Below are 22,529 nucleotides of genomic sequence, written 5' to 3'. Positions count from 1 at the left end.
GCGCCGACCTCTCCCCCAAAGGGAGAGGTGAAGGGTGCCTTACCCCTGCTGCCAGGCGGCGATCGGGCCGGAAATGGTGGTGGCCATGCTCTTGTCCTCGGCGAACAGAAGCACACGGGTCGGGTCGACCGGTCCGGGGAATTCGATATTGCCCAGCGTGGTCGGTTCCCAGCCCAGCGGGCAATAGTAGTCGCGATCGCCCACCAGCATGACGAACTGGCCGTCGCCGCGCGCCAGGGCCCGCCTGGTCACTTCGCGCGCCAGGAGCTTGCCGGCGCCCAGCTTGCGGAAATTGGGGTGCGTAGCGAGCGGGCCGAGCATCCAGCCATTGATGCCGCCGATGGAAATCGGGGTCATCCACACCGAACCGCAGGCCGTGCCGTCGACTTCGGCGACCAGGCTCAGGCTGGGATCGATCTTGAAGCGCTCGCGAATGCGATAGGCCGTCTTGGCAAAGCGGCCCGGACCAAAGGCGATCGCCTGAAGCTCGTCGATGAAGGCATCATCGGCGGGTGTTGCCGGGCGGACGGTGGGAACGCGGACGGGAGCGGCGGCGGAGACAGCTGCAGGTGCGGCCGAGGGCGCAGACGAAAGGGCCATGACAATGATCCAGAATGGGGATGCGTAGGACAAACCCGGCGCCACAAGGCACCGCTTCGAAAGACCGCTTACGGTCGTCGTGTCACCAGCAAAACCTTCACCATCCTGGGCGCCTCCACGCCTGAAATTCGCATTAGCACCATGGGGGCCTCGCGTAAAACGAAAATCATGGATCGCCTGGCAAAATACAAGATGCGCAGGCCTTCTGTGTTCAAAATGCACAACGCTTCGTTGCGCCATTGGTGCCTTATCGCGCCCGCCGGCCCACTCTATGTGTCAGGCAACGCAATCGGCGGTGGGGACTTGATCCCCACAACGAGTCGGCAACATGACGGAAAGGGTTCGATCGTGGGACAATTGATCGACGGAAAATGGTCCACCCAGTGGTACGACACCAAAAAGACCGGTGGCGAATTCAAGCGCAGCCAGGCCGGCTTCCGCAACTGGGTTACCCGCGACGGCAGTCCAGGGCCTTCGGGCGAGGGCGGTTTCAAGGCCGAGGCCGGCCGCTACCACCTTTATGTGTCGCTGGCCTGCCCCTGGGCCCATCGCACGCTGATCTTCCGCAAGCTCAAGGAACTCGAAGACCTGATCTCGGTCTCGGTCGTCTCGCCCCGCATGCCGGACGAAACCGGCTGGAGCTTCGACAAGGCCACCGGGTCCACCGGTGATGCGCTGTTCGGCAAGGATACTCTCTGGCAGGTCTATACGCAGGCCGTCCCCGACTATACCGGCCGCGTCACCGTGCCCGTGTTGTGGGACAAGCAGAGCGGCACCATCGTCTCCAACGAAAGCTCGGAAATCATCCGCATGTTCAACTCGGCCTTCGACGAGCTGACCGGCAACACCGAGGATTTCTACCCCGAGCACCTGCGCACCCGGATCGATGAGGTCAATGCGCGGGTCTATGACGACATCAACAACGGTGTCTACAAGGCGGGCTTCGCCACCACGCAGGAGGCTTATGAGGGCGCCTTCGGCAAGCTGTTCGCTGCCCTGGACTGGGTCGAGGGCCTGCTGGGCGAGACGGCCTATCTCACCGGCGACACCATCACCGAGGCCGACTGGCGCCTGCTCACGACGCTGGTGCGTTTCGACGCGGTCTATTTCGGCCACTTCAAGTGCAACCTGCGACGCATCGCCGACTACAAGAACATCTCGCACTACCTCAAGGCGCTCTACGAGGTGCCCGGCGTCAAGGAAACGGTCGATCTCGACCACATCAAGACGCACTATTACTGGAGCCACATCACCATCAACCCGACGCGGATCGTGCCGGTTGGGCCGGAGCTGGGGTTTTTGAGGTAGGGCACCTCTCACCTCGCCCCTCTGGGGAGAGGTCGACCCGAAGGGTCGGGTGAGGGGCCTTTACTGGGTGAGGAGTTCGCGGAGACGCCCCCCTCACCCGGTGCTGCGCGCCGACCTCTCCCCGGAGGGGCGAGGTAAGGGAGTATTCTTGCTAGTACCCCCACACATCCCGCCTGGGCACATCGTCGAAATATTCATCGATCCGCTGGCTGGTTGCCGGTGTCACCTTTTCCGGCAGAGCGCGGCGGTCGAACCAGCCCACTTCGGCGATCTCGTGATCGGGCTTGCGCTCGAAGGCCCGTTCAAACTTGGTCGCCACATAGAAGGCGACATGGTCGCGGTCGGTGACCGGGCTCGAATTGTGATAGATGCCGAACAGGTGCATCGGCCCCACGACGCGATATCCGGTTTCTTCCAGCGTCTCGCGCGCCCCGGCATGTTCGAGCGTCTCGCCCGGGCTGACGCCGCCGCCGGGAAACTGCCAGCCTGGCACATAGGTGTGCCGGATCAGCAGCACCTTGTCGCCGTCGACCACCATGACGCGGGCGCCCAAGGTCATGCGATGCCACAGGCCCTTGAGGGTCAGGAACACCTTGGCGGTCAGCCGCTGCCTGCTATTCATCTGCATCGAAACACTCCTTGCGACGTTACCGGTAGCAGAGACTTGATGACGACAAAATTGACCCTGCGCCCGATTGACCGTTTTCTTGCCCGCCCGCATCTGGCATTAGGCGGACAATGACAATCCTTGCCCATATCTCCGATATCCACCTGTCGCCCATGCCCGACATCGGCTGGCGTGACCTGCTCGGCAAGCGCATCACCGGTTATCTCAACTGGAAGCTCAAGCGCCACGGCGAGCTCAACAGCGAAACCCTGTCGAACCTGGTTGCCCACATGCAGTCGCAGAATGCCGATTTTACGGCAGTGACCGGTGACCTGGTGAACCTGGCGCTGCCCCCCGAAATCGACCGGGCCGGCGAATGGCTGCGCGCGCTCGGCGCTGCCGATAAAGTCGCCACCTGCCCCGGCAACCACGACGCCTATGTCTCGGGCGCGCTGGAATCAGCGCAGACCTGCTGGGGCGAATACATGCAGGGCGAGACCCTGGACGACGCAGCATTCCCCTTCCTGCGGCGGGTGGGCGAACTGGCCATCATCTCGTGTTCCAGCGCGGTTCCGACGCGCCCCTTCCTTGCAGTGGGCCGGTTCGACGAGAAACAGGCCGACCGGCTGGGCCGCATGCTCAGGCTCATGGGCGACGCCGACCTGTTTCGCGTCGTTCTGATCCATCATCCGCCCAATCCGGAATTGCAGCACCCCTCCTTCGGTCTGAAGGGGCACAAGCTGTTTCGCCAGGTTATTGCCGAAAACGGTGCCGAGCTGGTCCTGCACGGCCACACGCATCGCTCCTCGATCCATTCCATCCCCGGCAAGGGCAAGGAAGTGCCGGTGGTGGGCGTCGCCGCCGCCAGCGCTGCCCAGGGCGGCACGCTGGACGACCCGGCGCGCTACAACCTGTTCCGCATCGACCGCAACGGCGATGGCGGCTGGAGCTGCACCATGCGCGAATTCGGCTTTCAGCGCCTGGGCAATGAGATCGTGATGCGCCTGCAGATGCGCATCTGCTGAGGCGCGAGCCGGTGACCGGCTCGCACAGGATGGTGGTCAGGCGTCCACGCCACCCCAGATCGCCTCGGCTGTACGGACAACCAGCTCAAGCTTTCGCTTCTGGTCGTCCTCGGTGATGGAATTGCCCTCCTCGGTGGAAGCAAAACCACATTGGGGCGCGATGCCGAGCTGATCGATATCGGCGTATTTGCTGGCCAGCTCGAACTTGCGCTTGAGGTCGTCGAGGTTCTCGAGCGCCGCCGTCTTGGTGGTGATGAAGCCGGGCAGGACGCGCTTTTTGCCCTTGGGCAGGAGCCGCAGTGGCTCCAGCCCGCCCGCCCGATCCGTGTCGTATTCCATGAAGTAGATGTCGACGCCCGTCTGGTTGAACACGGCATCGGCCGCCGGATCGTAGGCACCCTCGGCCACCCAGGTGGATTTGAAATTGCCACGGCACATATGCATGCCGATAAGCATGTCGTCCGGCCGATCCACGATGGCGTCATGCATCATCCTGGCATAGCGGCCGATCAGCCAATCGGGGTCTTCGCCCCTTGCCTTTCGCTCGGCGCGTATCTTGGGATCGCAGAGATAGGCAAAGAAGATGTCGTCGATCTGCAGGTAGCGGCAACCCGCGGCATAGAAGGCACCGACTGCCTTCTTGTAGGTACGGGTGATGGCTTCGAAATAAGCCTCGGCGTCATGCTTGTATTCGTTGACGTCGATATCGTCCTCGGCCACGCGGAAATGGATGGCGCTCGGCCCCGGGATCGAGATCTTCGGCGTGACCGTGGTGTGCTGCTGCACGAACTTGAAGTGCTCGAGCATCGGATGATTGTCCGGGAAGTCGAGCCGGCCGGTGATGATGGGAACATCCGCCTTGGTCTTGACCCCATGGAACTGGATGGCGCCGCTGTCGCGCCGCACGATTTCGAGGCCATCCAGCATCCCCATGAAATCGAAATGCCACCACGCCCGGCGAAACTCGCCGTCGGTAACCGCCTTGAGGCCGGCCGCCTCCTGCATGCGGATAACGTCGATGATGGCCGCATCCTCAACCGCCTTGAGTTCCTCGGCCGAAAGCGACTTGTCCTCGAAACGTGCCTTGCGCGCCGCCTTGAGGGCGGCGGGCCGCAGGAAACTGCCGACGATGTCGGCGCGATAGGGGGGCTTGGATGGCATGGCGTCCTCCTCAGGATTTTGACGCCATCTGATCGGCCTTTTGGCATCGAGGCAAGCCCGGAGGTCAGCCCGCCCCGATGGGCGCCATACGCCCTATTGGCCTTCGATCTTGTCACGGACCCGGTCGTGGACTTCCTCGGCTGCAGGCGTCATGATCTCCGCGAAGTCGCTCATTTCGTAGACCGGGCGAATTTCGATTTCGCTGTAGCCGAACATCGGGTTGGGGCAGCGCTTCACCCAGGCAACCGCTTCGTCCATGTCGCGGACCTCCCAGATCCAGTAGCCGGCAACCAGCTCCTTGGTCTCGGCAAATGGGCCGTCCATGACGATGCGCTTGGCCCCGTCGAAACCGATGCGCTTGCCCAGGCTCGAGGGCTTGAGGCCGTCGCCGCCCAGCATGATCCCGGCATCCACCAGTTCTTCATTGTAGCGGCCCATGGCCTCGAGCAATTCGCTCGACCCCATCTTGCCGGCTTCGCTTTCCTCTGTCGCCTTGACGAAAACCACAACGCGCATGACAGCTTCTCCGTGTTTGGGGCCCCATGACCCTCATGCCGAGACGACGAACGAGGCCGCCGGGTTTCGACAGGGAAGGCCCCACTCCCGCCACGCCCGCAAATCACCTATATGGTGAGCCAACCCCGCGAGTGATCCAAGTCTTGACCGAACAATTTCTCATCGAACGCCCGACCTTCGACCCGGCGACGGGCAAGGCCAGTTTCGGCTATGGCCTGGACGGCCTGCATTTCGTCGAAACCCTGGGCCTTCCCGTGGGGGCCGATGCGGCCAGTGCCCAGAGCCCGGCTTTCCGCAAGTTGCTGGACCTGACTGCCGTCGTGCTGGGCGTGAGCTATTTCAAGCTCCGGGCGCCTTTCGAAATCGTGGCGCCCAATATTGCCCTCACAGAGGCGGAGCGCGCCTTCGCCATAGACGTCTACGAAAACGGGCTGGGCGAATTCTATGCCCGAAACAACCTCATGCGCTTCGGCAAGCTGGAGCTGCACGCGCCCCATGACGTCGAGGCGAGCAAGCCGGCCCCGGCCTTGCCTGATCGCACGCTGCTGCCAATCGGCGGCGGCAAGGATTCGCTGGTCAGCGTTGATCTCCTGACCCATGCCGGCGTTGCGTTCACGCCCTTTGCCGTCAACCCCAAGGGGCCGATCCTGACTTCGGTCGACAAGATCGGTACGCCGCCGGTCTATGTGACTCGGACCCTCGACCCGGAAATGATCCGGCTGGGCAAGGAACCGGGCTACTACAACGGCCACGTCCCCTCCACCGCCATCAATTCGATGATCGCGGCGCTTTGTGCCCTCCTCTATGGCTACAACCAGATCGTGCTCAGCAATGAGCGTTCGGCCAGCGAAGGCAATGTCACCTTCGACGGGCGCGAGACCAATCACCAATATTCCAAGTCGCTCGGCTTCGAGCTGCTGATCGCCTCCATCCTGAGCGATGCCACCGGCGGCGCGCTGAAATACTTCTCGCTGCTGCGCCCCTATTCGGAGGCGCGCATCGCTTCGCTCTTCACCCATGAGAGCAAGTTCGATCATGTGTTTTCGAGCTGCAACCGCAATTTCCGGCTGACGGGCAATGACGGGCCGCTCTGGTGCGGCGAATGCCCCAAATGTCACTTCGTCTTCCTGATCTTTGCGCCCTTCATGGCCAAGGATCGCCTGCTGTCCATCTTCGGCAAGAACCTGCTCGATATCGAGGCCAACGAAGGCTCGTTCCGCGAACTGGCCGGGCTGGCCGGGCAGAAGCCTTGGGAATGCGTGGGGGAAATCCTGGAGGCGGCGGCCTGCCTCTATACTCTCACCCGCCATGCCGACTGGCATGACGCCGCCGTGGTCAAGGCCGTCAAGGCCGACCTCTTCGCCCAATACGGCGAACCCAAGCTGCAACTGGCCATGGCCGAATGCCTCACCGACAGCCACGATCACCACATTCCGCCGGCTTTGGCCGCCAAGGTGGCTGCCTATGCGGTTTGAGGAGCCGGTCCTGCTCTATGGCGCCGGGCGCGAGGCAAGCTCGACCCGCGCCTTCCTCAAGGCGCGTCAGCCCGACCTCAAGGTCTTCGTCACCGTCGACAGCGGCACCGCCGATATCCCCGAAACCGAGGCCATCGCCCCGGCCGACCTGCCGGACGCCATTCGTTCCCATCGCTTCGGGCTCATCGTAAAAAGCCCCGGCGTGTCGCGCTACAAGGACGTATTCGACATCGCCCGCGACGCCGGTATCCCGGTAACGTCCAACCTCAATTTATGGGGCTCGGCCTATCGGGCCGGTCGCACGGTCATTGCCATTTCGGGCACCAAGGGCAAATCAACCACCGCGACACTGGTCCACCTGATGCTGAGCAAGTCCGGTATCGATGCGGGCCTGGCCGGCAATGTCGGCGTGGCACCGCTGGAAATCGCCGACCGTCATGCGGTCGTGGTGTTCGAGCTGTCCAGTTACCAGACTTCGGATATGGCCTTCCTGCCCGACATCGCGGCCATCACCAATCTCTATCCCGAGCATGTCGACTGGCACGGCTCGATCGACCGCTATTTCAAGGACAAGCTGCACCTGATCGATCGCGATGGCGGGTTTCCGGTGGCGCTGGGCGCGGCGGCCAAGGGCAACGCCATGGTGGCTGCGGCGGTGCGCGACCATCGCCGGCTGCTCGGCGAACTGACGCCCGAGCAATCGGCCGCCATCGACAAGGCGGTGCTGGGCTCGCGCCTCAAGGGTGCGCATAACTTGGACAATGCTCGGTTGGCCGCACAGATCGCGCTGGCCGCCGGGGCCAGGCTGGACGGCATCGTGCGGGGCATCGCCGCCTTCCAGCCCCTGCCGCACCGGCTCGAAGAACATCAGTTCGGCGGCACCATCTTTGTCAACGACTCGATCTCCACCACGCCCGAAGCCACCAAGGCGGCCCTCGCCGCCTACCGGGGCTACCGCCTGGCACTGATTGCCGGTGGCCATGAACGCGAGCAGGATTACGGCGAGCTGAGCACGCTATTGGCGGGGTATGGGGTGACAACGCTGGTCTGCCTGCCGGTTACCGGCGCCCGGCTGGCGACGGCGACCCGCGCCGCTGCCCCCCATATCGTCGTCTTCGCCGAGCCCGATCTCGAGGCGGCAATGCAGATCCTGCATGCGCGGCGCTGCGATTTTGACGCGGTCATTCTGTCGCCCGGCGCACCGTCCTACAATCAGTTCAAGAATTTCGAGGAGCGCGGTCAGCGCTTCATTGCCCTGGCGCAAGCCATTTTCGGCTGAGGAGCCATCATGCCCGGCTTGCTCTATCTCGCCATCGCGATTGTCGGGGAAGTGGTCGCCACCTCATTCCTGCGCGCCTCGGCCGGCTTCTCCCAACTCGTTCCCACCCTCGTGGTGGTCGTTGGCTATGGCATCACCTTCTATTTTTTCTCGCTGGCTCTGCAGACCATCCCGGTGGGGATCGGCTACGCCATCTGGTCGGGTGCGGGCATCGTCCTCATCTCGGTGATCGCCTATTTCGTCCATGGACAGTCGCTGGACCTGCCTGCGCTGATCGGCATGGGCCTGATCCTGGCCGGTGTGCTGGTGATCAACCTCTTCTCGCAATCCTCGGCCCACTAGAAAGCGCGGATCATCGCAGCGGCCGGCACGCCGGCCCTGACCAGCGCCTCGCGGATCGAACCGATCAACACCTCGTCCTCGATGCGCTCGCGCAGCCGTGGCAGGATGCCCTGGGCGCGGAAGGCTGGCACGCCCAACACTTCGGGCAGGTAGCGGCCAACGACCGCGCTGTCGCCCGAGCCCTGCCCCGCCATGATAGCCAGGATCGGCCCTAGCTCCGGATCGGCTATCGCATAGAGCTCCGCACTGGCCGTCGCCGCAACGAAATCGCCGTCGCGCAGGGCCAGCAGGGTTGGCACGCCTTGATACCAGGCCGGTGGATTGGGCGACCCCTGGACCGCGTCGATCGACAGGGGTTCGGCTTCATCCAGCTTGCCCGCAAGAGACAGCAGCCGGGCATAGGCCGCCAGCGCATCGACGCTCGCCGGATTGAGTTGCAACGAGGAACTATATTCGGCTCTGGCCCGCGCCAGGTCGCCCACGGCCTCATGCAGGTGGGCCTGCTGCTCCCAGACGAAGCTGCTGAGCGGATCGAGCTGCATGGCGCGCTCGAGGTCGGATGTTGCCGCGCGCTGCCGATCGATGGCCGACCCGGTGCCGTCCACCGCGCCTGGTTGTTCCGCGAGCAGGATGCCCGTGGCGGCCAAGGCGCCCGCGCTGCCCCGATCGGCCTCGGGCAACGCCGCGAAGCACTGGCTGGCCCGCTCGGCCGCACCAGCGCCGCCGCTCTCGCGGTAGAGGTCGAACAAGACACGGCACAGGTAAGGATTGATTCCCCTGTCGCCACCAGCAGCCGAGGCGAGGTATTGACGTGCCGCCATGTGCAAGGGGCCGCGCGGACTGCCCAGCAGCAGGCTGAGCGACCTGGAAACCCGATCGAGCACGTCGGAGCCCAATGCTTCGCCTGCTCCAAGCGCCACGGTGTGGTTCCAGATCACGGCCCCGGTTCGGCCCTCCGTCAGGATGGCGCTATAGCGAAGCACGTCCCCGTCCGGCCGGGCAATGCCGGTCAGCACATAGTCGCTGGCCGGCAGGCCAGCCGATTCGCCCTGCGCGCCATAGCGGGGCTCAATATTGCCGAACTGCTCCAAGTCGGTCACCAGTTCGATCGCCAGACCGGACACGCGGGGAGACGGGGTATCCGGGGACGACAGGTCCTGAAACTCGACGATAGCAACCGTCGGTCGCTTGATGGCGCCACCGGCACCAGGCGCATTGCGCCACCAGGCACTCAAGCCATAGCCCGCCACTGCCAGCCCGAGCAGCACCGCGCCCAGAACGAGCCACCTCCCCCCAAGGCGCGGGCCGCGGCGCGGCGGCGCGTGATTCTCCACATTTTCAGCCGCGGCCGGGGCAACATGCGGTTCCGGTGCAGCCACGAATTCGGGCACGTAGCGACCAACCGGCAGGTGAATCTGCACGGTCTCGTCGTTGCCAGGGCCGTTATAGTAATCCTCGAGCAGCGCGCGCAGTCGCCGGGCCTGAACCCGGACGATCGGATCGGCCTGCGGATCGAAATCCGACGGTCGCCCGAAGACGTCGACCGCGATGGAATAAGCCTTTATGGTTTGCTCATTGCCTTCAAGTGTTCGCTCGACGATATAGGCGAGGAAACGGCTGAGCTGCGGGGAGCGCGCAATATCGGGCCACGCGAGCAGGCGCTCGAGTGCCAGGTGGATTGCCTTGTTCTGCGGCGCAGCATCGGTCAATCTCGCCTCCCGGTGATCCGGGATTGTGACGATTTACATGTAAAACACAAGACTGTGTTACGTCGACTTTACCTAAGTTGCCTTTTTTGTTGGCGGTGATTGCATCATACGGCCGCTGTCGGCGTTCAATACCCGACGTCGCTTCGCGCCGGTTAGGCCCCGGTCCGAAGCCAATTGACCACCTAGTGTAGAACCGTGTCGCCGGTCGTCCTTCGGGATGCTGGCGTGAGTTTCCTTATCATTGCCGTGCCGGCGGGCATGGCAACGAGGTGTGCTTTGAGCGAGTACCTGGACGGCGTGCCTTTTTTGGCGCTGGTGGATGATGACCAGCATTCCGCACTGCTCTTGACGCGGATGCTGCTGGCGCATGGTTCGCCGGACGTGCAGTGGCTCGGCGGCGCCATGGATGGCCGGCTGGCGCTGGCCAGGATCCTCAGCGATCCGGCAGCCGACTGGCCCGGACTTCTGATCGTGGACCTAAAGGCCCACAGCAATGCCAGCCTGGAATTCGTCTCCTCGATCCAGGCGCTGGCCCGCCAGAAGGGTGTGCCGGTGGTGGTGATGGCACCGCCACTGGATCGCCAAGGCCGAGAGGCCCTGCACGAGGCCGGCGCCTCGGGCGTGTTCTTTCGCCATGCTGACCGCGACGCCTACCGGCGCGAAGCAGCAGGCATAGTCAGTTTCTGGGCGCGCAATCAGCGCCTGGATGCGGTTGGCATGTAACGCCTGCGTCCACAGGTTGCATGCCTCGGCCGGCAGGAACGCTGCATGACGGTTTTCGGACCGCTCCTGCATTCCCAAGCGTCCCTCCGGCCACTCCATTCCTCTTTGGTCCGTTGCAGAGCGGCTGAGGAGGGCGTCGGTCCTACTCCAAGGGGGCTGGCGCGTGGGCGCGGTCGCGACACCTCCCGGTCGTGCCCGCACGGGGGGAGAAGCATTTGGCAGCGCGCTCGTCCCTCAGCGCCGATGCCGAGGACTAACGCTTCTCCCCGCGGCCCGCTGCAACTGCGTCCGCATCATGGCCGATGATCTTGTGGGCGAGCGCCCGGAGGGATGCGAGCACGATGACGGCCAGCAATGCGACCCCCAAGGCAATGACGTAGTAGCCCAGGGCCGTTGCGACCCCGACTGCTCCGGCCAACCACATGCCCGCTCCGGTCGTCAGCCCTTGTACGCTGCCGCGATCTCGAAAGATCGCGCCCGCGCCCAGGAACGCAATGCCCGCCGTTACCGCCTCGACCGCGCGGATCGGGTCCGCCCGGGAGCCATCGGCACCGGTATCGATCGTGTGATAGATCTCGAAGGCCAGGACGGTGAACAAGGCTGCCGCCATGGCGACCAGGATATGCGTGCGCAATCCGGCCTCGGCAGTATTCCACTCCCGCTCGAAGCCGATCATCGCGCCCAGCGCGGCGGCAATGAGCAGGCGAATGGCAATGATATGTTGGGGTAGATAGGTCTGAACGAAACCGAATTCGTTGCCGACATCCATGGCAGACTTCCGGGATTTGTGACGCTAACGGGAAAACCCGCAATGACGGCCTTGGTTCCGGATGATGACACCATGCTGAAGACTGTTGTCTACGGACTCACGCTCCGCGCGCTCTTGCCGCAAGATGCAGCATCGCTCCACACGGTGGTGCAAGCCAATCGTGCCCATCTAACAGCACATGGCGACTATCTCGACCTGGTGAGGGCGCCGGTCGACACATTGGCAGACGAACTTGGAGCTCCCGGTCAGCATCGGTTCGGCATTTTCCTGTCCGGTCAGCTGATCGGCCGGGCCGATCTCAACCCCGTGGCCCCGCCCCGATACGGGCTAGGCTATTGGCTGGCCCAGCAAGCCACCGGCTCCGGCTATGCCACACACGTACTGGCGGCATTGCTGCGATTTGCGCGAGAGGACCTGCACGCCTCGGAAGTCTATGCGGGCGTGACCGGAGGAAATGTTCGGAGCGAGCGCCTGCTGCAACGACTGGGCTTTGCTCAAGTCGCCGTGTTCGACACCTATACCCGCTTTCGACTTAAACTGGACAAGTCGGCGCCAGGTTACACCGTCTTGAGCCAGCCGCCGTCGACGAAATAGGTGCTGCCGGTGGAGTAGCTGGCTTTGTCCGAGCACATGAAGACGAAGAAGTTGGCTAACTCCTCCGGCGTGGCAAAGCGCTTCATCCCACCGGCCTCGTCTGCTACGCCCTGGAGGTGGGCTTCCCAGCCATCCTCGCCGGCAATCTGCTTGGCCGTCTTGATCCAGTCGGGCGTCAGGACAAGGCCCGGATTGACCGTGTTGACCCGGATGTTGTCGCCGACCACCTCGTTGGCGAGGGTCTTGGAAAACATCATCAACGCGGCCTTGGTGGTGTCGTAGATCGGCTCGTACCAAAGCGGCTGCACGGCGCAGATGGAGGCATTGTGGAGCACGACGCCCCCACCGCGCCGCTTCATCGACGGCACCAGCCCGCGCGCCAGCCGCACGGCGGCCATCACATGCAGGTCCCAGTAATACTGCCATTTGGCATCGTCGGCCTCGGCAATGGTCTCATTGGAGCCGGTGCCGGCATTGTTGATGAGGATGTCGGCGCCGCCAAAGGCCTTGCTTGTGCCCTTGATGACCGCATCACACCCCACGGCCGTCGCGACATCTGCGGCGACGGCCGTGGCAATGATGCCGAATTTCTGGGCTACCGCCACGGCAGCGTCCTCGGTCCGCTCCTTGTTCCGGCCGACCAGCACCAGGTTTGCCCCTTCAGCCGCCAGCCCCTCGGCGATTGCCAGGCCGATACCGACAGTGCCACCCGTGATGACGGCCACCTTGTCGCGCAGGTTCAAGTCCATATCCGCCTCCTCCTAGCCCGCGACCTTGATCTGCAGCTTGACGTCCGTTGGTCGTGACTCCACCGCGCGGTCGAACGCTGCCTTGGCATCCTCGAAAGTGAAAGTCTCCGAGATCAGCGGCTTGAGGTCCACCTTGCCGGACGCGATCAGCGCAATGGCCCGATCATATTGGTGAGCATAGCGGAACACGTTCTCGATGCGCAGTTCCTTGACTGAGGCCCCGGCAATATCCACCGCCACGGGCTCGACCGGCAGACCCACCACGACGATGGCGCCACCCGGCCGGGGCAGGTCCATGATGGTTTTCCACGCATGCGGCGAGCCCGAGCATTCGAACACGACATCCGCGCCCCATCCATCGGTGAGGCCAGCGACCGCCTCCACTACGTTCTTCTCGCGAATATTGACCGGGATAATGCCCTGATATTGCGCAGCAATGTCCAGCTTGGGCCGGGCCAGGTCGGCCACGATCACCCGCGCACAGCCACCGGCCAGCGCCGCCAGCGCGACCATGGTGCCGATCGGACCGGCGCCCAGCACCACGGCCGTATCACCGGGTGCGATCCTGGCCTTGCTGGCAGCCTGCATGCCCACGGCGAACGGCTCGACCATGGCGCCTTCGGCAAAGCTGACATGATCGGGCAGTTTGAACGTGTAATTGGCGGGATGCACCACCTCCGGCGTCAGGACGCCGTGCACGGGCGGCGTGGCCCAGAACGACACGGCCGGATCGACATTGTACATGCCCAGGCGGCTGGCGCGTGAATTGGCGTCCGGGATGCCCGGTTCCATGCAGACGCGGTCGCCGACCTTGAGATGAGTGACACCGGCGCCAACCTCGGTCACCGTTCCGGCCGCCTCATGCCCCAGCACCATCGGGGCATTGACCACAAACGGCCCGATGCGGCCATGGGTGTAGTAGTGCACGTCAGAGCCGCACACGCCGACGGTGTGGATGGCGATCTTGACCGTGCCGGGTCCGGTTTCCAGCGGCAGGTCGATATCGCGCAGGGCCAACTCGTGCTGGCGTTCGAGGACAAGCGCACGAACTTTGGTCATCTCTAGGGTCCGGGATGGGGAAGGAATGGTGCCGTTCTAAACCACAACCTGGCCGCCGCGAAGGCAGGAACCGACAAAAGGCGTTCGCGATAAATCGTTTTACCAGCCCCCGCTCCGGTAACCAGTCCGCAAGGCCATCCGGGCTATGTTCGCTTTCCACGAGGCACGAAACCGGACAATTGATGCAGTCCCAGAGCTCGACAATCGAACGTTGGCAGTTCTCTGCCGCTGTCCTGCTGCCCGTCGTCCTGGCCCTGGTGATCACCGCAGCCGCCGTGCTGGGTTTCGTTTTCTGGTCCACCGCCAACATCGACGCGAGAGCCCTCGAGCGGCAGAGCACCATGTTCGAGCATGTCATCGAGGCGCGCCGGATTGGGCTCGAACACGAGCTGGCCAGCGTAGCTGCGCGCGACGACACGGTGGTCAACACCAAGTTGATGTTCAGCCAGAACTGGGTCGACCGCAATGTCGGTCGCTGGATGTACCAGTTCTTTGGCCATAACCGGATCGTCGTTCTCGATGACATCGCCCAGCCCCTCTACATGATGGAGGACGGCGTCTCGGTCGAGTCGCAGAACTATCGGCGCATTGCCAGCCCCGTCCAGCAATTGGTCAACCGCGTGCGCGAACGGAGCCCGGCCTTTGCCGTCCCCGATGGCCCGCCTGCTCCCGTTTCGGTCTCCGATTTCGCCGTGGTGGAAGGCCTGCCCGCCATTGTGAGCGTGATGACGATCGTCTCGGACACGGGCGCCATCGTCCAGCAGCCGGGCACGGAGCCGCTGCTGGCGGCCGTCGAGTTTCTCGATGGCAGCACCGCGACCGAATTCAACAGCGAATATCTGTTCGAGGACGGCAATTTCAGTCTCGTGCGCGTCGACAACCCCGATCGTGCCACCCGCTCCATCCTGAACAATGCCGGACGCTTCGTTGCCTTCTTCGATTGGGAACGCGACCGCCCTGGCCTGACCATGCTGCGCCAGACAGGCCCTGCCCTGGCCGTGGCCTTTGCCGTCGCCGCGATCCTGGTCTTCCTGCTGCTCCGCCAGTTGCGCCGGTCGTCCACCGCGCTCGAAGTTGGACGGCGCAATGCCGAACACCAAGCGGCCCACGATCGGCTGACGGGCCTGCCCAACCGCATGGGCTTCGATGTCCACCTGGCCAAGGTCCTCGCCGATAGCCAGGGCGCGGGGACGCAACTCTCCCTGCTGATGCTGGATCTCGACCGCTTCAAGCAGGTCAACGATACGCTGGGCCATCAGGCCGGCGACGAACTGATCTGCGCCGTCGGCCAGCGCATCCGCGACGTGGTCGGCGAAGGCATCATGATCGCGCGGCTCGGCGGCGACGAATTCGGGATCCTGCTGGTTTCGCCGGACGGGTCGGCCGACCTGGGCGGACTGGCCTCCGGCATCATCGAGTCCATCGGCCAGGCGTTCGACCTTAACCACTACAAGGCCCATGTCGGCGTCAGCATCGGCATCGTCAACGCCACCGGCGGCAGCGCCGAGCCGCGCGAACTGGTGCGCAAGGCCGACATCGCGCTCTACGAGGCCAAGGCGGGCGGGCGCAATCGCGCCGTGGTCTACGAAGAGCACATGAACGAGCTGCTGCAGCTGCAGCACACCATCGAGGGCGAGCTGCGCGAAGCCCTGCAGCGCGACGACCAGCTCTCTGTGGCCTTCCAGCCCCTGATCGACCAGCATACGCGCAAGGTGATCGGCGCCGAGGCCCTGGCGCGATGGAACCATCCCAAATACGGCAACATCTCGCCGGCCCGCTTCATCCCAGTCGCCGAAAATACCGGCCTCATCGAAGCCCTGGGCGAATTCGTGCTGCGCCGTGCCTGTGCGCTCGGCGCCAAGGCCCCGGGCCGGACCATCGCCGTCAACATCTCGCCCACCCAGCTGCGCAATCCACGGTTCTCCATTCAGGTCTTCGACATCCTGCGCGAAACCGGCATGCGGCCGCTCGACCTTGAACTGGAAATCACCGAGTCCATCCTGCTCGATGACGAGCATACATCGGCGCAGAACCTGCGGACCTTCCGCGCCGCCGGCATCCACATCGCACTCGACGATTTCGGCACCGGCTACTCCTCGCTGAGCTACCTCAAGCGCTACCCGGTGGACCGCATCAAGATCGACCGCTCCTTCGTCATGCAGCTGGCCGATGGCCACGTCTCGGTCGCCATCACCCAGGCCATCGTCACCCTGGCCCATGCCATGGATATCGAGGTGACCGCCGAAGGCGTCGAGACCGAGCCCCAGGCCACCATCTTGGGACGCCTCGGCTGCAACACACTGCAAGGCTTCCTGTTTTCCGGCGGCGTCGCCGAGGATCGCATCACCGCCATCTTCGCCGACAAGGCCAACGCGCCGGAGCGCCGCCGGCGCATTAAGGCCGCGTGAAAGCTCCATTAACTGCGATTCGCGGCACCGCTGGTGGATTCACCAGCCGCTAAGCGAGCGGGCCGACACTCCCGGCCACGGTCGGGGGACAGGCGTCATGTCGCAATCGAACACGTCAAACTGGCAGTTTTCGCGCAAGGTGATGCTGCCCATCGTCGTTGCCATCCTGGTAACGATAGGCACGGTGGCCAGCTTCGTCGCCTGGTCGGTCGGTCGCGCCGACGATCAGGCACTGGCCCGGCAGACGCGGCTGCTTGAACAGGCGATCGCAGACCAGATGGCCGCGGTTCCGGCAGGCCAGGAGGAGCTCGCCGTCTGGGACGAAGCCGTGGAGGCCGTGGCCGGGCGCGATGTCGACTGGCTCAACGAGAATATCGGCGCCACAGCCTTCAACATCCATGGCCAGAGCCGACTCTACCTGCTCGACGCAGGCGGCAAGCCGGTCTACGCCATGCGCGACGGCGGACAGGTGCCGGGCAAGTCGGTCGAACTGGTGCGCGAAACCCTCGCTCCGCTGATCGAGGAACTGCACTCCATCGACAACCAGGCTGCAATCGACGCCTATAACAACTTCATCGGCGAAGCCCCGCCATCGGCCATGGACGTCGCCCTGGTCGAGGGCCGACCCGCCATTGTCAGCGTCATGCCCATGCTGCTCGATGTCAGCACCGATTTTGCCCCTGTCGGGGAGGAGCCGATCCTCGTCTCCGTCGTACTGCTCGACGATGTCCTGGCGGGTGAACTGGAAGCCCAATACCTGTTTGAAAACGCCCGCTTCGAGACCGGTCCGGACGCGATCGACACACAGGCTAGCTTCGCCGTGCGCAACAAGGCCGGCGAGCCTGTCACCTGGTCAAATGGCAGCCCGACCGCCCCGGCGCCCGTATTCTCAATGACACCCTCCCGGCTTTGCTGGGCGCCCTCGTCGTCACCGGCGCGATCATCCTCGTTTTGATGCGCAACCTGCAGCGCGCTTCGACCCAGTTGCAGTCGGAGCGGGCCGAGGCCCAGCATCGCGCCCTGCATGATCCGCTGACCGGGCTGGGCAACCGTTCCCTGTTCCGCGACCGGCTGGATACCGCGATGCGCAACCTGCCGCGCGGCGAGCCACGCCTGGCCCTGCTGGCACTCGATCTTGATCGCTTCAAGCAGGTCAACGACACGCTGGGCCATGAGGCCGGCGACGAATTGCTGCGCCAGGCTTCCGCACGCATCACCACGACGTTGCAGCCGGCCGACACGCTAGCCCGGCTCGGGGGCGACGAATTTGCAATCATCCAGCCTGGAATCACGACCCATGACGATGCGGCGCGGTTGGCTCAACGCGTCATCGATGCTTTGCAGCCACCCTTCCACATTTCGGGACAGACCATCCAGATCGGCGTCAGCGTCGGCATCGCCACTGCCCCGGATCTGGCGCGGACCGATGCGGACCTGGTGGCGCGCGCCGACGACGCCCTCTACCAGGCCAAGGCCGGCGGCAGGAACCGCTATTGCTTGTCTGTGGCCGCCATGGCTGAAGGCCATCCGGTTCTGCTGGACGCACGGGTGCGGCAGGCCTTCGGGACGGCCTGAACCTAGCCCACAGCCGCCAGCACGGCGCCCAGCCGCTTTTCCCGCTGCAACAGCCCGGGTGCGCCGCCCCTCCCCGCCGCTTCCCACATGGGCTTGAGCTTGCCGGTATCGAACAGCTTGAACAGGCATGGCGCGATGTAGGACTTGCGCGAAATGGCGGGCGTGTTGCGCAGGACTTCAGCAACATGCCGCGCCACCTCGCCCATCTGGCGACGGCGCGCGGTCTCGGACTTGCCCACCTCCATGCCGGCCAAAGCCTCGGCCGCCAGCGCGCTGGCATGCAGCGTGCGGAAATCCTTTGCGGAAATCTCGGTGCCGGCGAGTTCCCTCAGATAGGCGTTGATCGCCTCGGTCTTGATCGGCCGCACGGTACCGGTCTCGTCGCGCCACACCAGCAGGCGCTTGCCCGGAAGCGCCTGAATGCGTCGGATGGCATCGGCGAGCCTGGCATCGGTAAGGCAATACTGGGCCCGCTTGCCACCCTTTGCGTCGAAGGTGAAGCAGACTTCATCGCCATTGACCCGCGCATCACGCGAATAGAGCGTGCCGGCGCCGCGCGTACCACTGGTTTCGAGATATTTTTCGCGACCGACGCGCATGGCCGTGCGGTCGATCAAGGCCACGGCGATGTTGAGCGCCAGCGCCCGGCTGCCCGCCTCGGCGGCCAGTCCCGCCTCGATCCTGCGGCGCAGGCGCGGCAGAGCCGCGGTCAGCGCCGCCAACCGCTTCTGCTTCTTGCTGTCGCGGCGCACTTCCCAATCCGGATGATAGATATACTGGTCGCGGCCGGCTTCATCGACACCGAGTACCTGGATATGCGCCCGCGGATGGGCGGCAATCCGCACTTCGCGCCAGGCCGGGGGAATACCCAGAGCCTTGATGCGTGCGCGCGTCGGTTCGTCCGACACCAGGGCGCCGTCCGCGTCGCGGTAGCAGAATCCCTTGCCACTGCGCTGGCGCACGAGGGTCAGGTCCTTCCGGCCGATCTTGATGAGACGCATGGTCAGGTCGGATTGGATTGGGTGAGCGTATAGATCGTGTAGATGATGGCGAAGAGCACGACGACGCCGATCAGCGAGGTCACCAAGACGCGGGCATTCATCTTGCGCGGGCTGGCCTGGCGAACTTCGGTCGTGCTCTTGTTGGGGTCATAGGTTTCCATGACGCTCTCCTTGCTTGTGCCGTTGCAACGGTGCGCGCGCCAAGCCGGTTCCGCGACATCGCGCCGCCGGGCCTTGACGCCGCCCGCGCCGAGGCTGACCTTCGAACATGACCACCACGCAGGATAGCCCCATGACCAGTGCCGCCACCCTTACCCGCATGATCATGGCTGGACAGGGCAAGGAACCGGCGGACCTCGTCATCAAGAATGTGCGACTGCTCGACGTCATCACAGGCGCGGTGACCCAAACCGACATCGCCATTGTCGGCGACCGTATCGTGGGCACCCATGCACGCTATGAGGGCAAGACCGTAATCGATGGCAATGGCCGCTTCGCCGTCCCCGGCTTCATCGATACCCACCTGCACATCGAATCTTCGCTCGTCACCCCATATGAGTTCGACCGCTGCGTGTTGCCTCATGGCGTCACGACGGTGATCTGCGACCCCCATGAAATCGCCAATGTGCTGGGCGCGGAGGGTATCCGCTACTTCCTCGACTGCGCCGAGCAGACGGTGATGGACATACGTGTCAATCTCTCGTCCTGCGTGCCGGCCACCGGCTTTGAAACCTCGGGGGCGGCGCTTGAAATCGCTGACCTCGAGCCGTTCCGCACCCATCCCAAGGTGATTGGCCTCGCGGAAATGATGAACTTTCCCGGCGTGCTCAATGCCGATCCCGGTATCCTCGCCAAGCTCGTCGCCTTCCAGGGTGGCCATATCGACGGCCACGCCCCGCTGTTGCGCGGCACTGCGCTTAATGGCTATCTCGCGGCCGCCATTCGTACCGACCACGAGGCCACCTCGGCCGCCGAAGCGCGCGAGAAGCTCAGCAAGGGCATGGCCATCCTCATCCGCGAGGGTTCGGTCTCCAAGGACCTCAAGGCGCTGGCCGAAGTGCTCGACGAAAACACCTCGAGTTTCGTGGCGCTCTGTACCGACGATCGCAACCCGCTCGATATTGCCGAGGAAGGGCACCTGGACAGCTCCATCCGCCGGCTGATCGCCATGGGCCGGCCGCTGCACCATGTTTATCGCGCCGCCAGCCACTCGGCCGCCCGCATCTTCGGCTTGCGCGATCGCGGCCTGGTGGCGCCCGGCTGGCGCGCCGATATCGCCCTGCTCGACAGCCTAGAGGATTGCCGCGTGTCCGACGTCGTTACCGGCGGTCGGCTGGTTGGCCCCGATCTCTTCACCGCGCGCCAGCCCGTCGCCGCCGTTGGCCTCTCCTCGATGAAGGCCAAGCCGGTCTCACCAGACGATTTCATCGCCCAGCCCAAGCCCGGCCGGAACAGCACGCCGGTCATCGGCGTCAAGCCGGGCCTGATCCTGACCTTCCGCGACGAAGCCACGCTGGCCACGACCGAAAAGGGCCTGCAGCCCGATCTCGAGGCCGACGTGCTCAAGGTTGCCGTCATCGAGCGGCACGGCAGGAACGGCAATATCGGCCGCGGCTTCGTACGCGGCTTCGGCCTCAAGCGCGGCGCCATCGCCTCCTCGGTTGGCCATGACAGCCACAACATTACCGTCATCGGTGCGACCGACGAGGACATGGCCGTGGCGGTCAATCGCCTGATCGAACTGCATGGCGGCTTCGTGGTCGCCGATGGTGGCAAGGTCACGGCTGAACTGGCGCTGCCCATTGCCGGCCTGATGAGCGACAAGCCGTTCGAGGAGGTGACGCATGACCTGCACGCGCTGCGCGAGGCAGCCTATGCGCTCGATTGCGTGCTCCCCGAACCGTTCCTCCAGGTCGCGTTCCTCGCGCTGCCGGTCATCCCCCACCTCAAGATGACCGATCGCGGCCTGTTCGACGTCGACAAATTCGACTTCGTGGATTGAGGCGATGAGCTTAAGCAGCCTCGTACTAGCTAAGCTCTACGGTCTGCCACCCCGGCTCTATGGCACCACACGCCAACGGAACATCGCTCTGCCGATGGACGATGGCGTGACGCTGATGACCGACGTCTATTCTCCGCGCGTCGAGGGACCGCACCCCACCATCCTCATGCGCTTGCCCTATGGGCGGCATGGCTTCGACACGGTCGCTGAATGCTACGCCGAACGCGGCTTTCACGTCGTGCTGCAGGCCTGTCGCGGCACCGAAAAGTCCGGCGGGGACTTCGATCCGCTGGTCAACGAACGCGCCGACGGGCTTGCCACCCTGCGCTGGATCAAGGCGCAGGACTGGTATGACGGTCGTCTTGGCCTCTCCGGTCCATCCTATCTGGGCTATGCGCAATGGGCCATCTGCGACGAGCTGCCCGCAACCTCGGCCATGGCCACCAAGGTGACCTCAGCCGAGTTCCAGTCGGTGGTCTTCCCCTCCGGCGCCTTCCACCTGGGCCTGTGGCTGAGCTGGCTGCAGGTCGTCGAAGGCCTGCGCGGTAATCCACTCAAGATGAGCGGCACCATGTTTTCCGGCGGTGTCGAGAAGCGTACGGCCAGGGCGGCGATGACCCTGCCGCTGCTCCACGCGGACAAGGCCGCCGTTGGCCACGACGTGCCGTTCTGGCAAAGCTGGTTCGAAAGCGCCATCGGCAATGACGACTTCTGGAAAGCCATCGACCACCGTCATCGACTGGGGCCACAGACGCCGCCCAACCACTTCATTTCCGGCTGGCACGATTTCATGCTCGACCAGCTACTGCGCGACTACCAGACGCTGGTGTCCTTCGGCCACCAGCCCTATCTGACGGTCGGCCCCTGGACGCATATCGCCAATGACCTCCAGGCCGAAAGCATGCGCGAGACGCTGACCTGGATGCGCGCCAAGCTGTTGGGCGACGGCTCCGGCCTGCGCGAAAAGCCCGTGCGCATCTTCGTCACCGGCCTGGGCGAATGGCGCGACTATGACAGCTATCCGCCCGGTCCGCCGGCCATGCAAACCTGGTATATCCAGCCCGCCCGTGGCCTGGGGCAGACACCTTCGGGCACGACGCAGCCCGACCGCTATCGCTATGACCCCGCCAACCCCACCCCCAATGTCGGCGGCAATATGTTTGCCTTTACCGGGGCCGGCCCGGTGGACAATGCACCGCGTGAAAACCGCGGCGACGTGCTGAGTTACACCTCCGAGCCACTAGCGGAAAACCTGACCATCATAGGCCAGACCAGCGTGACGCTGCATGCCCGCGCCAGTGTCCCCCATGCCGACTTTTTCCTGCGCCTCTGCGATGTCGGGCCAGATGGCATTTCGCTCAACATCTGCGACGGCCTCATCCGCGTGACACCGGAAACGCCGGTGGAGCCGGATGGCAGTTGGTGGCTCGACTTCACCTTGCACGCCGCCGCCCACAGCTTCCGTGCCGGCCACCGCCTGCGGCTGCAGGTGTCTTCAGGCGCGCATCCGAGATATGCGCGCAATCTGGGGACCGACGAGCCGGTGGGGACGGCAACGCGGATGGTGGCCAATGACGTGGAGATCATCGGCGCAGAACTCGGACTCGCGACTTATGAGGTGTAGGCT

22 protein-coding genes are annotated in these 22,529 nt (G+C 64.3%); 12 read left to right on the top strand and 10 right to left on the bottom strand.

Annotated features, from left to right (window positions below; all coding sequences use genetic code 11):
- Positions 1 to 39: 39 nt before the first annotated feature.
- Positions 40 to 600, bottom strand: a complete 561-nt coding sequence (locus JI749_RS07500; protein ID WP_201661705.1) for a GNAT family N-acetyltransferase — start codon at positions 598 to 600, stop codon at positions 40 to 42.
- 348 nt (positions 601 to 948) lie between these two features.
- Between JI749_RS07500 and JI749_RS07495 the strand changes: the two genes are divergently transcribed.
- Complete coding sequence (locus JI749_RS07495) at positions 949 to 1,908, top strand: glutathione S-transferase family protein (protein ID WP_201661703.1); 960 nt, start codon at positions 949 to 951, stop codon at positions 1,906 to 1,908.
- Positions 1,909 to 2,059: 151 nt separating this feature from the next.
- Here the strand turns inward: JI749_RS07495 and JI749_RS07490 are convergent, their stop codons facing one another.
- Entirely contained in the window at positions 2,060 to 2,536 is a 477-nt protein-coding gene (locus JI749_RS07490; RefSeq protein WP_233280892.1) for an NUDIX domain-containing protein, read from the bottom strand.
- 110 nt (positions 2,537 to 2,646) lie between these two features.
- Here JI749_RS07490 and JI749_RS07485 point away from each other — a divergent pair, with 110 nt between their 5' ends.
- Positions 2,647 to 3,540: a metallophosphoesterase family protein gene (locus JI749_RS07485; RefSeq protein WP_201661701.1), complete on the top strand. Its 894-nt coding sequence runs from the start codon at positions 2,647 to 2,649 to the stop codon at positions 3,538 to 3,540.
- 36 nt (positions 3,541 to 3,576) lie between these two features.
- Here JI749_RS07485 and JI749_RS07480 read toward each other — a convergent pair whose 3' ends face one another.
- Together JI749_RS07480 and JI749_RS07475 are read right to left on the bottom strand one after the other, a co-directional pair.
- Positions 3,577 to 4,701 (bottom strand): 5-methyltetrahydropteroyltriglutamate--homocysteine S-methyltransferase, encoded by a 1,125-nt coding sequence (locus JI749_RS07480; RefSeq protein ID WP_201661698.1) that lies wholly within the window; start codon positions 4,699 to 4,701, stop codon positions 3,577 to 3,579.
- Between the two features lie 93 nt (positions 4,702 to 4,794).
- Positions 4,795 to 5,217: a YciI family protein gene (locus JI749_RS07475; RefSeq protein WP_201661695.1), complete on the bottom strand. Its 423-nt coding sequence runs from the start codon at positions 5,215 to 5,217 to the stop codon at positions 4,795 to 4,797.
- A gap of 143 nt (positions 5,218 to 5,360) precedes the next feature.
- Between JI749_RS07475 and JI749_RS07470 the strand changes: the two genes are divergently transcribed.
- Genes JI749_RS07470 through JI749_RS07460 form a run of 3 tightly spaced genes read left to right on the top strand, consistent with a single transcriptional unit; the run spans position 5,361 to position 8,313 of the window.
- Entirely contained in the window at positions 5,361 to 6,692 is a 1,332-nt protein-coding gene (locus JI749_RS07470; protein ID WP_201661693.1) for a hypothetical protein, read from the top strand.
- The gene (gene murD, locus JI749_RS07465) at positions 6,682 to 7,971 is read left to right on the top strand and encodes a UDP-N-acetylmuramoyl-L-alanine--D-glutamate ligase (RefSeq protein ID WP_201661690.1); all 1,290 of its coding nucleotides are present in this window, start codon (positions 6,682 to 6,684) and stop codon (positions 7,969 to 7,971) included. Before JI749_RS07470 ends, murD begins: the two co-directional genes overlap by 11 nt.
- Positions 7,972 to 7,980: 9 nt before the next feature.
- Positions 7,981 to 8,313, top strand: a complete 333-nt coding sequence (locus JI749_RS07460; RefSeq protein ID WP_201661688.1) for a DMT family transporter — start codon at positions 7,981 to 7,983, stop codon at positions 8,311 to 8,313.
- Here the strand turns inward: JI749_RS07460 and JI749_RS07455 are convergent.
- Positions 8,310 to 10,022: a tetratricopeptide repeat protein gene (locus JI749_RS07455; RefSeq protein ID WP_201661686.1), complete on the bottom strand. Its 1,713-nt coding sequence runs from the start codon at positions 10,020 to 10,022 to the stop codon at positions 8,310 to 8,312. The genes JI749_RS07460 and JI749_RS07455 overlap by 4 nt on opposite strands.
- A 225-nt stretch (positions 10,023 to 10,247) precedes the next feature.
- Between JI749_RS07455 and JI749_RS07450 the strand changes: the two genes are divergently transcribed.
- On the top strand, positions 10,248 to 10,745 hold the full coding sequence (locus JI749_RS07450) for an ANTAR domain-containing protein (RefSeq protein WP_201661683.1): 498 nt from the start codon (positions 10,248 to 10,250) through the stop codon (positions 10,743 to 10,745).
- A 253-nt stretch (positions 10,746 to 10,998) separates the two neighbouring features.
- Here JI749_RS07450 and JI749_RS07445 read toward each other — a convergent pair whose 3' ends face one another.
- Positions 10,999 to 11,514: an MgtC/SapB family protein gene (locus JI749_RS07445; protein WP_201661682.1), complete on the bottom strand. Its 516-nt coding sequence runs from the start codon at positions 11,512 to 11,514 to the stop codon at positions 10,999 to 11,001.
- A 42-nt stretch (positions 11,515 to 11,556) separates the two neighbouring features.
- Here JI749_RS07445 and JI749_RS07440 point away from each other — a divergent pair, with 42 nt between their 5' ends.
- Complete coding sequence (locus tag JI749_RS07440; protein ID WP_201661681.1) at positions 11,557 to 12,108, top strand: GNAT family N-acetyltransferase; 552 nt, start codon at positions 11,557 to 11,559, stop codon at positions 12,106 to 12,108.
- Here JI749_RS07440 and JI749_RS07435 read toward each other — a convergent pair.
- Together JI749_RS07435 and JI749_RS07430 are read right to left on the bottom strand one after the other, a co-directional pair.
- A complete protein-coding gene (locus JI749_RS07435) occupies positions 12,072 to 12,857 on the bottom strand; it encodes an SDR family NAD(P)-dependent oxidoreductase (protein ID WP_201661679.1) in 786 nt (261 codons plus the stop codon). The two genes, JI749_RS07440 and JI749_RS07435, sit on opposite strands and share 37 nt — an antisense overlap.
- Positions 12,858 to 12,869: 12 nt before the next feature.
- Positions 12,870 to 13,916 carry an NAD(P)-dependent alcohol dehydrogenase gene (locus JI749_RS07430; protein ID WP_201661678.1) on the bottom strand — a complete coding sequence of 349 codons (1,047 nt, stop codon included), beginning with the start codon at positions 13,914 to 13,916 and terminating at the stop codon, positions 12,870 to 12,872.
- Between the two features lie 182 nt (positions 13,917 to 14,098).
- Between JI749_RS07430 and JI749_RS07425 the strand changes: the two genes are divergently transcribed.
- From JI749_RS07425 to JI749_RS07415, 3 genes are all read left to right on the top strand, one after another.
- Positions 14,099 to 16,324 carry a putative bifunctional diguanylate cyclase/phosphodiesterase gene (locus JI749_RS07425; protein WP_201661676.1) on the top strand — a complete coding sequence of 742 codons (2,226 nt, stop codon included), beginning with the start codon at positions 14,099 to 14,101 and terminating at the stop codon, positions 16,322 to 16,324.
- A 97-nt stretch (positions 16,325 to 16,421) separates the two neighbouring features.
- Complete coding sequence (locus JI749_RS07420; protein WP_201661674.1) at positions 16,422 to 17,279, top strand: CHASE4 domain-containing protein; 858 nt, start codon at positions 16,422 to 16,424, stop codon at positions 17,277 to 17,279.
- Complete coding sequence (locus JI749_RS07415; protein ID WP_201661672.1) at positions 17,234 to 17,899, top strand: GGDEF domain-containing protein; 666 nt, start codon at positions 17,234 to 17,236, stop codon at positions 17,897 to 17,899. The genes JI749_RS07420 and JI749_RS07415 overlap by 46 nt, the downstream gene beginning before the upstream one ends.
- A gap of 2 nt (positions 17,900 to 17,901) precedes the next feature.
- On the opposite strand, the gene JI749_RS07410 is transcribed toward JI749_RS07415, so the two are convergent.
- Both JI749_RS07410 and JI749_RS07405 read right to left on the bottom strand, forming a co-directional pair.
- The gene (locus JI749_RS07410) at positions 17,902 to 18,900 is read right to left on the bottom strand and encodes a DNA topoisomerase IB (protein WP_201661669.1); all 999 of its coding nucleotides are present in this window, start codon (positions 18,898 to 18,900) and stop codon (positions 17,902 to 17,904) included.
- Positions 18,901 to 18,902: 2 nt separating this feature from the next.
- Positions 18,903 to 19,061, bottom strand: coding sequence for a hypothetical protein (locus JI749_RS07405; RefSeq protein ID WP_201661666.1), 159 nt, complete (start codon positions 19,059 to 19,061; stop codon positions 18,903 to 18,905).
- A 131-nt stretch (positions 19,062 to 19,192) separates the two neighbouring features.
- Here JI749_RS07405 and ade point away from each other — a divergent pair, with 131 nt between their 5' ends.
- Both ade and JI749_RS07395 read left to right on the top strand, forming a co-directional pair.
- Positions 19,193 to 20,902 (top strand): adenine deaminase, encoded by a 1,710-nt coding sequence (ade, locus tag JI749_RS07400; RefSeq protein WP_201661663.1) that lies wholly within the window; start codon positions 19,193 to 19,195, stop codon positions 20,900 to 20,902.
- Positions 20,903 to 20,906: 4 nt separating this feature from the next.
- The gene (locus tag JI749_RS07395) at positions 20,907 to 22,526 is read left to right on the top strand and encodes a CocE/NonD family hydrolase (protein ID WP_201661660.1); all 1,620 of its coding nucleotides are present in this window, start codon (positions 20,907 to 20,909) and stop codon (positions 22,524 to 22,526) included.
- Positions 22,527 to 22,529 lie beyond the last annotated feature (3 nt).

This window comes from Devosia oryziradicis (genome assembly GCF_016698645.1).
Classification (GTDB): domain Bacteria; phylum Pseudomonadota; class Alphaproteobacteria; order Rhizobiales; family Devosiaceae; genus Devosia; species Devosia oryziradicis.
Note: the sequence above shows the minus strand (reverse complement) of the source record. Positions and strands in the feature narration are given on the sequence as shown.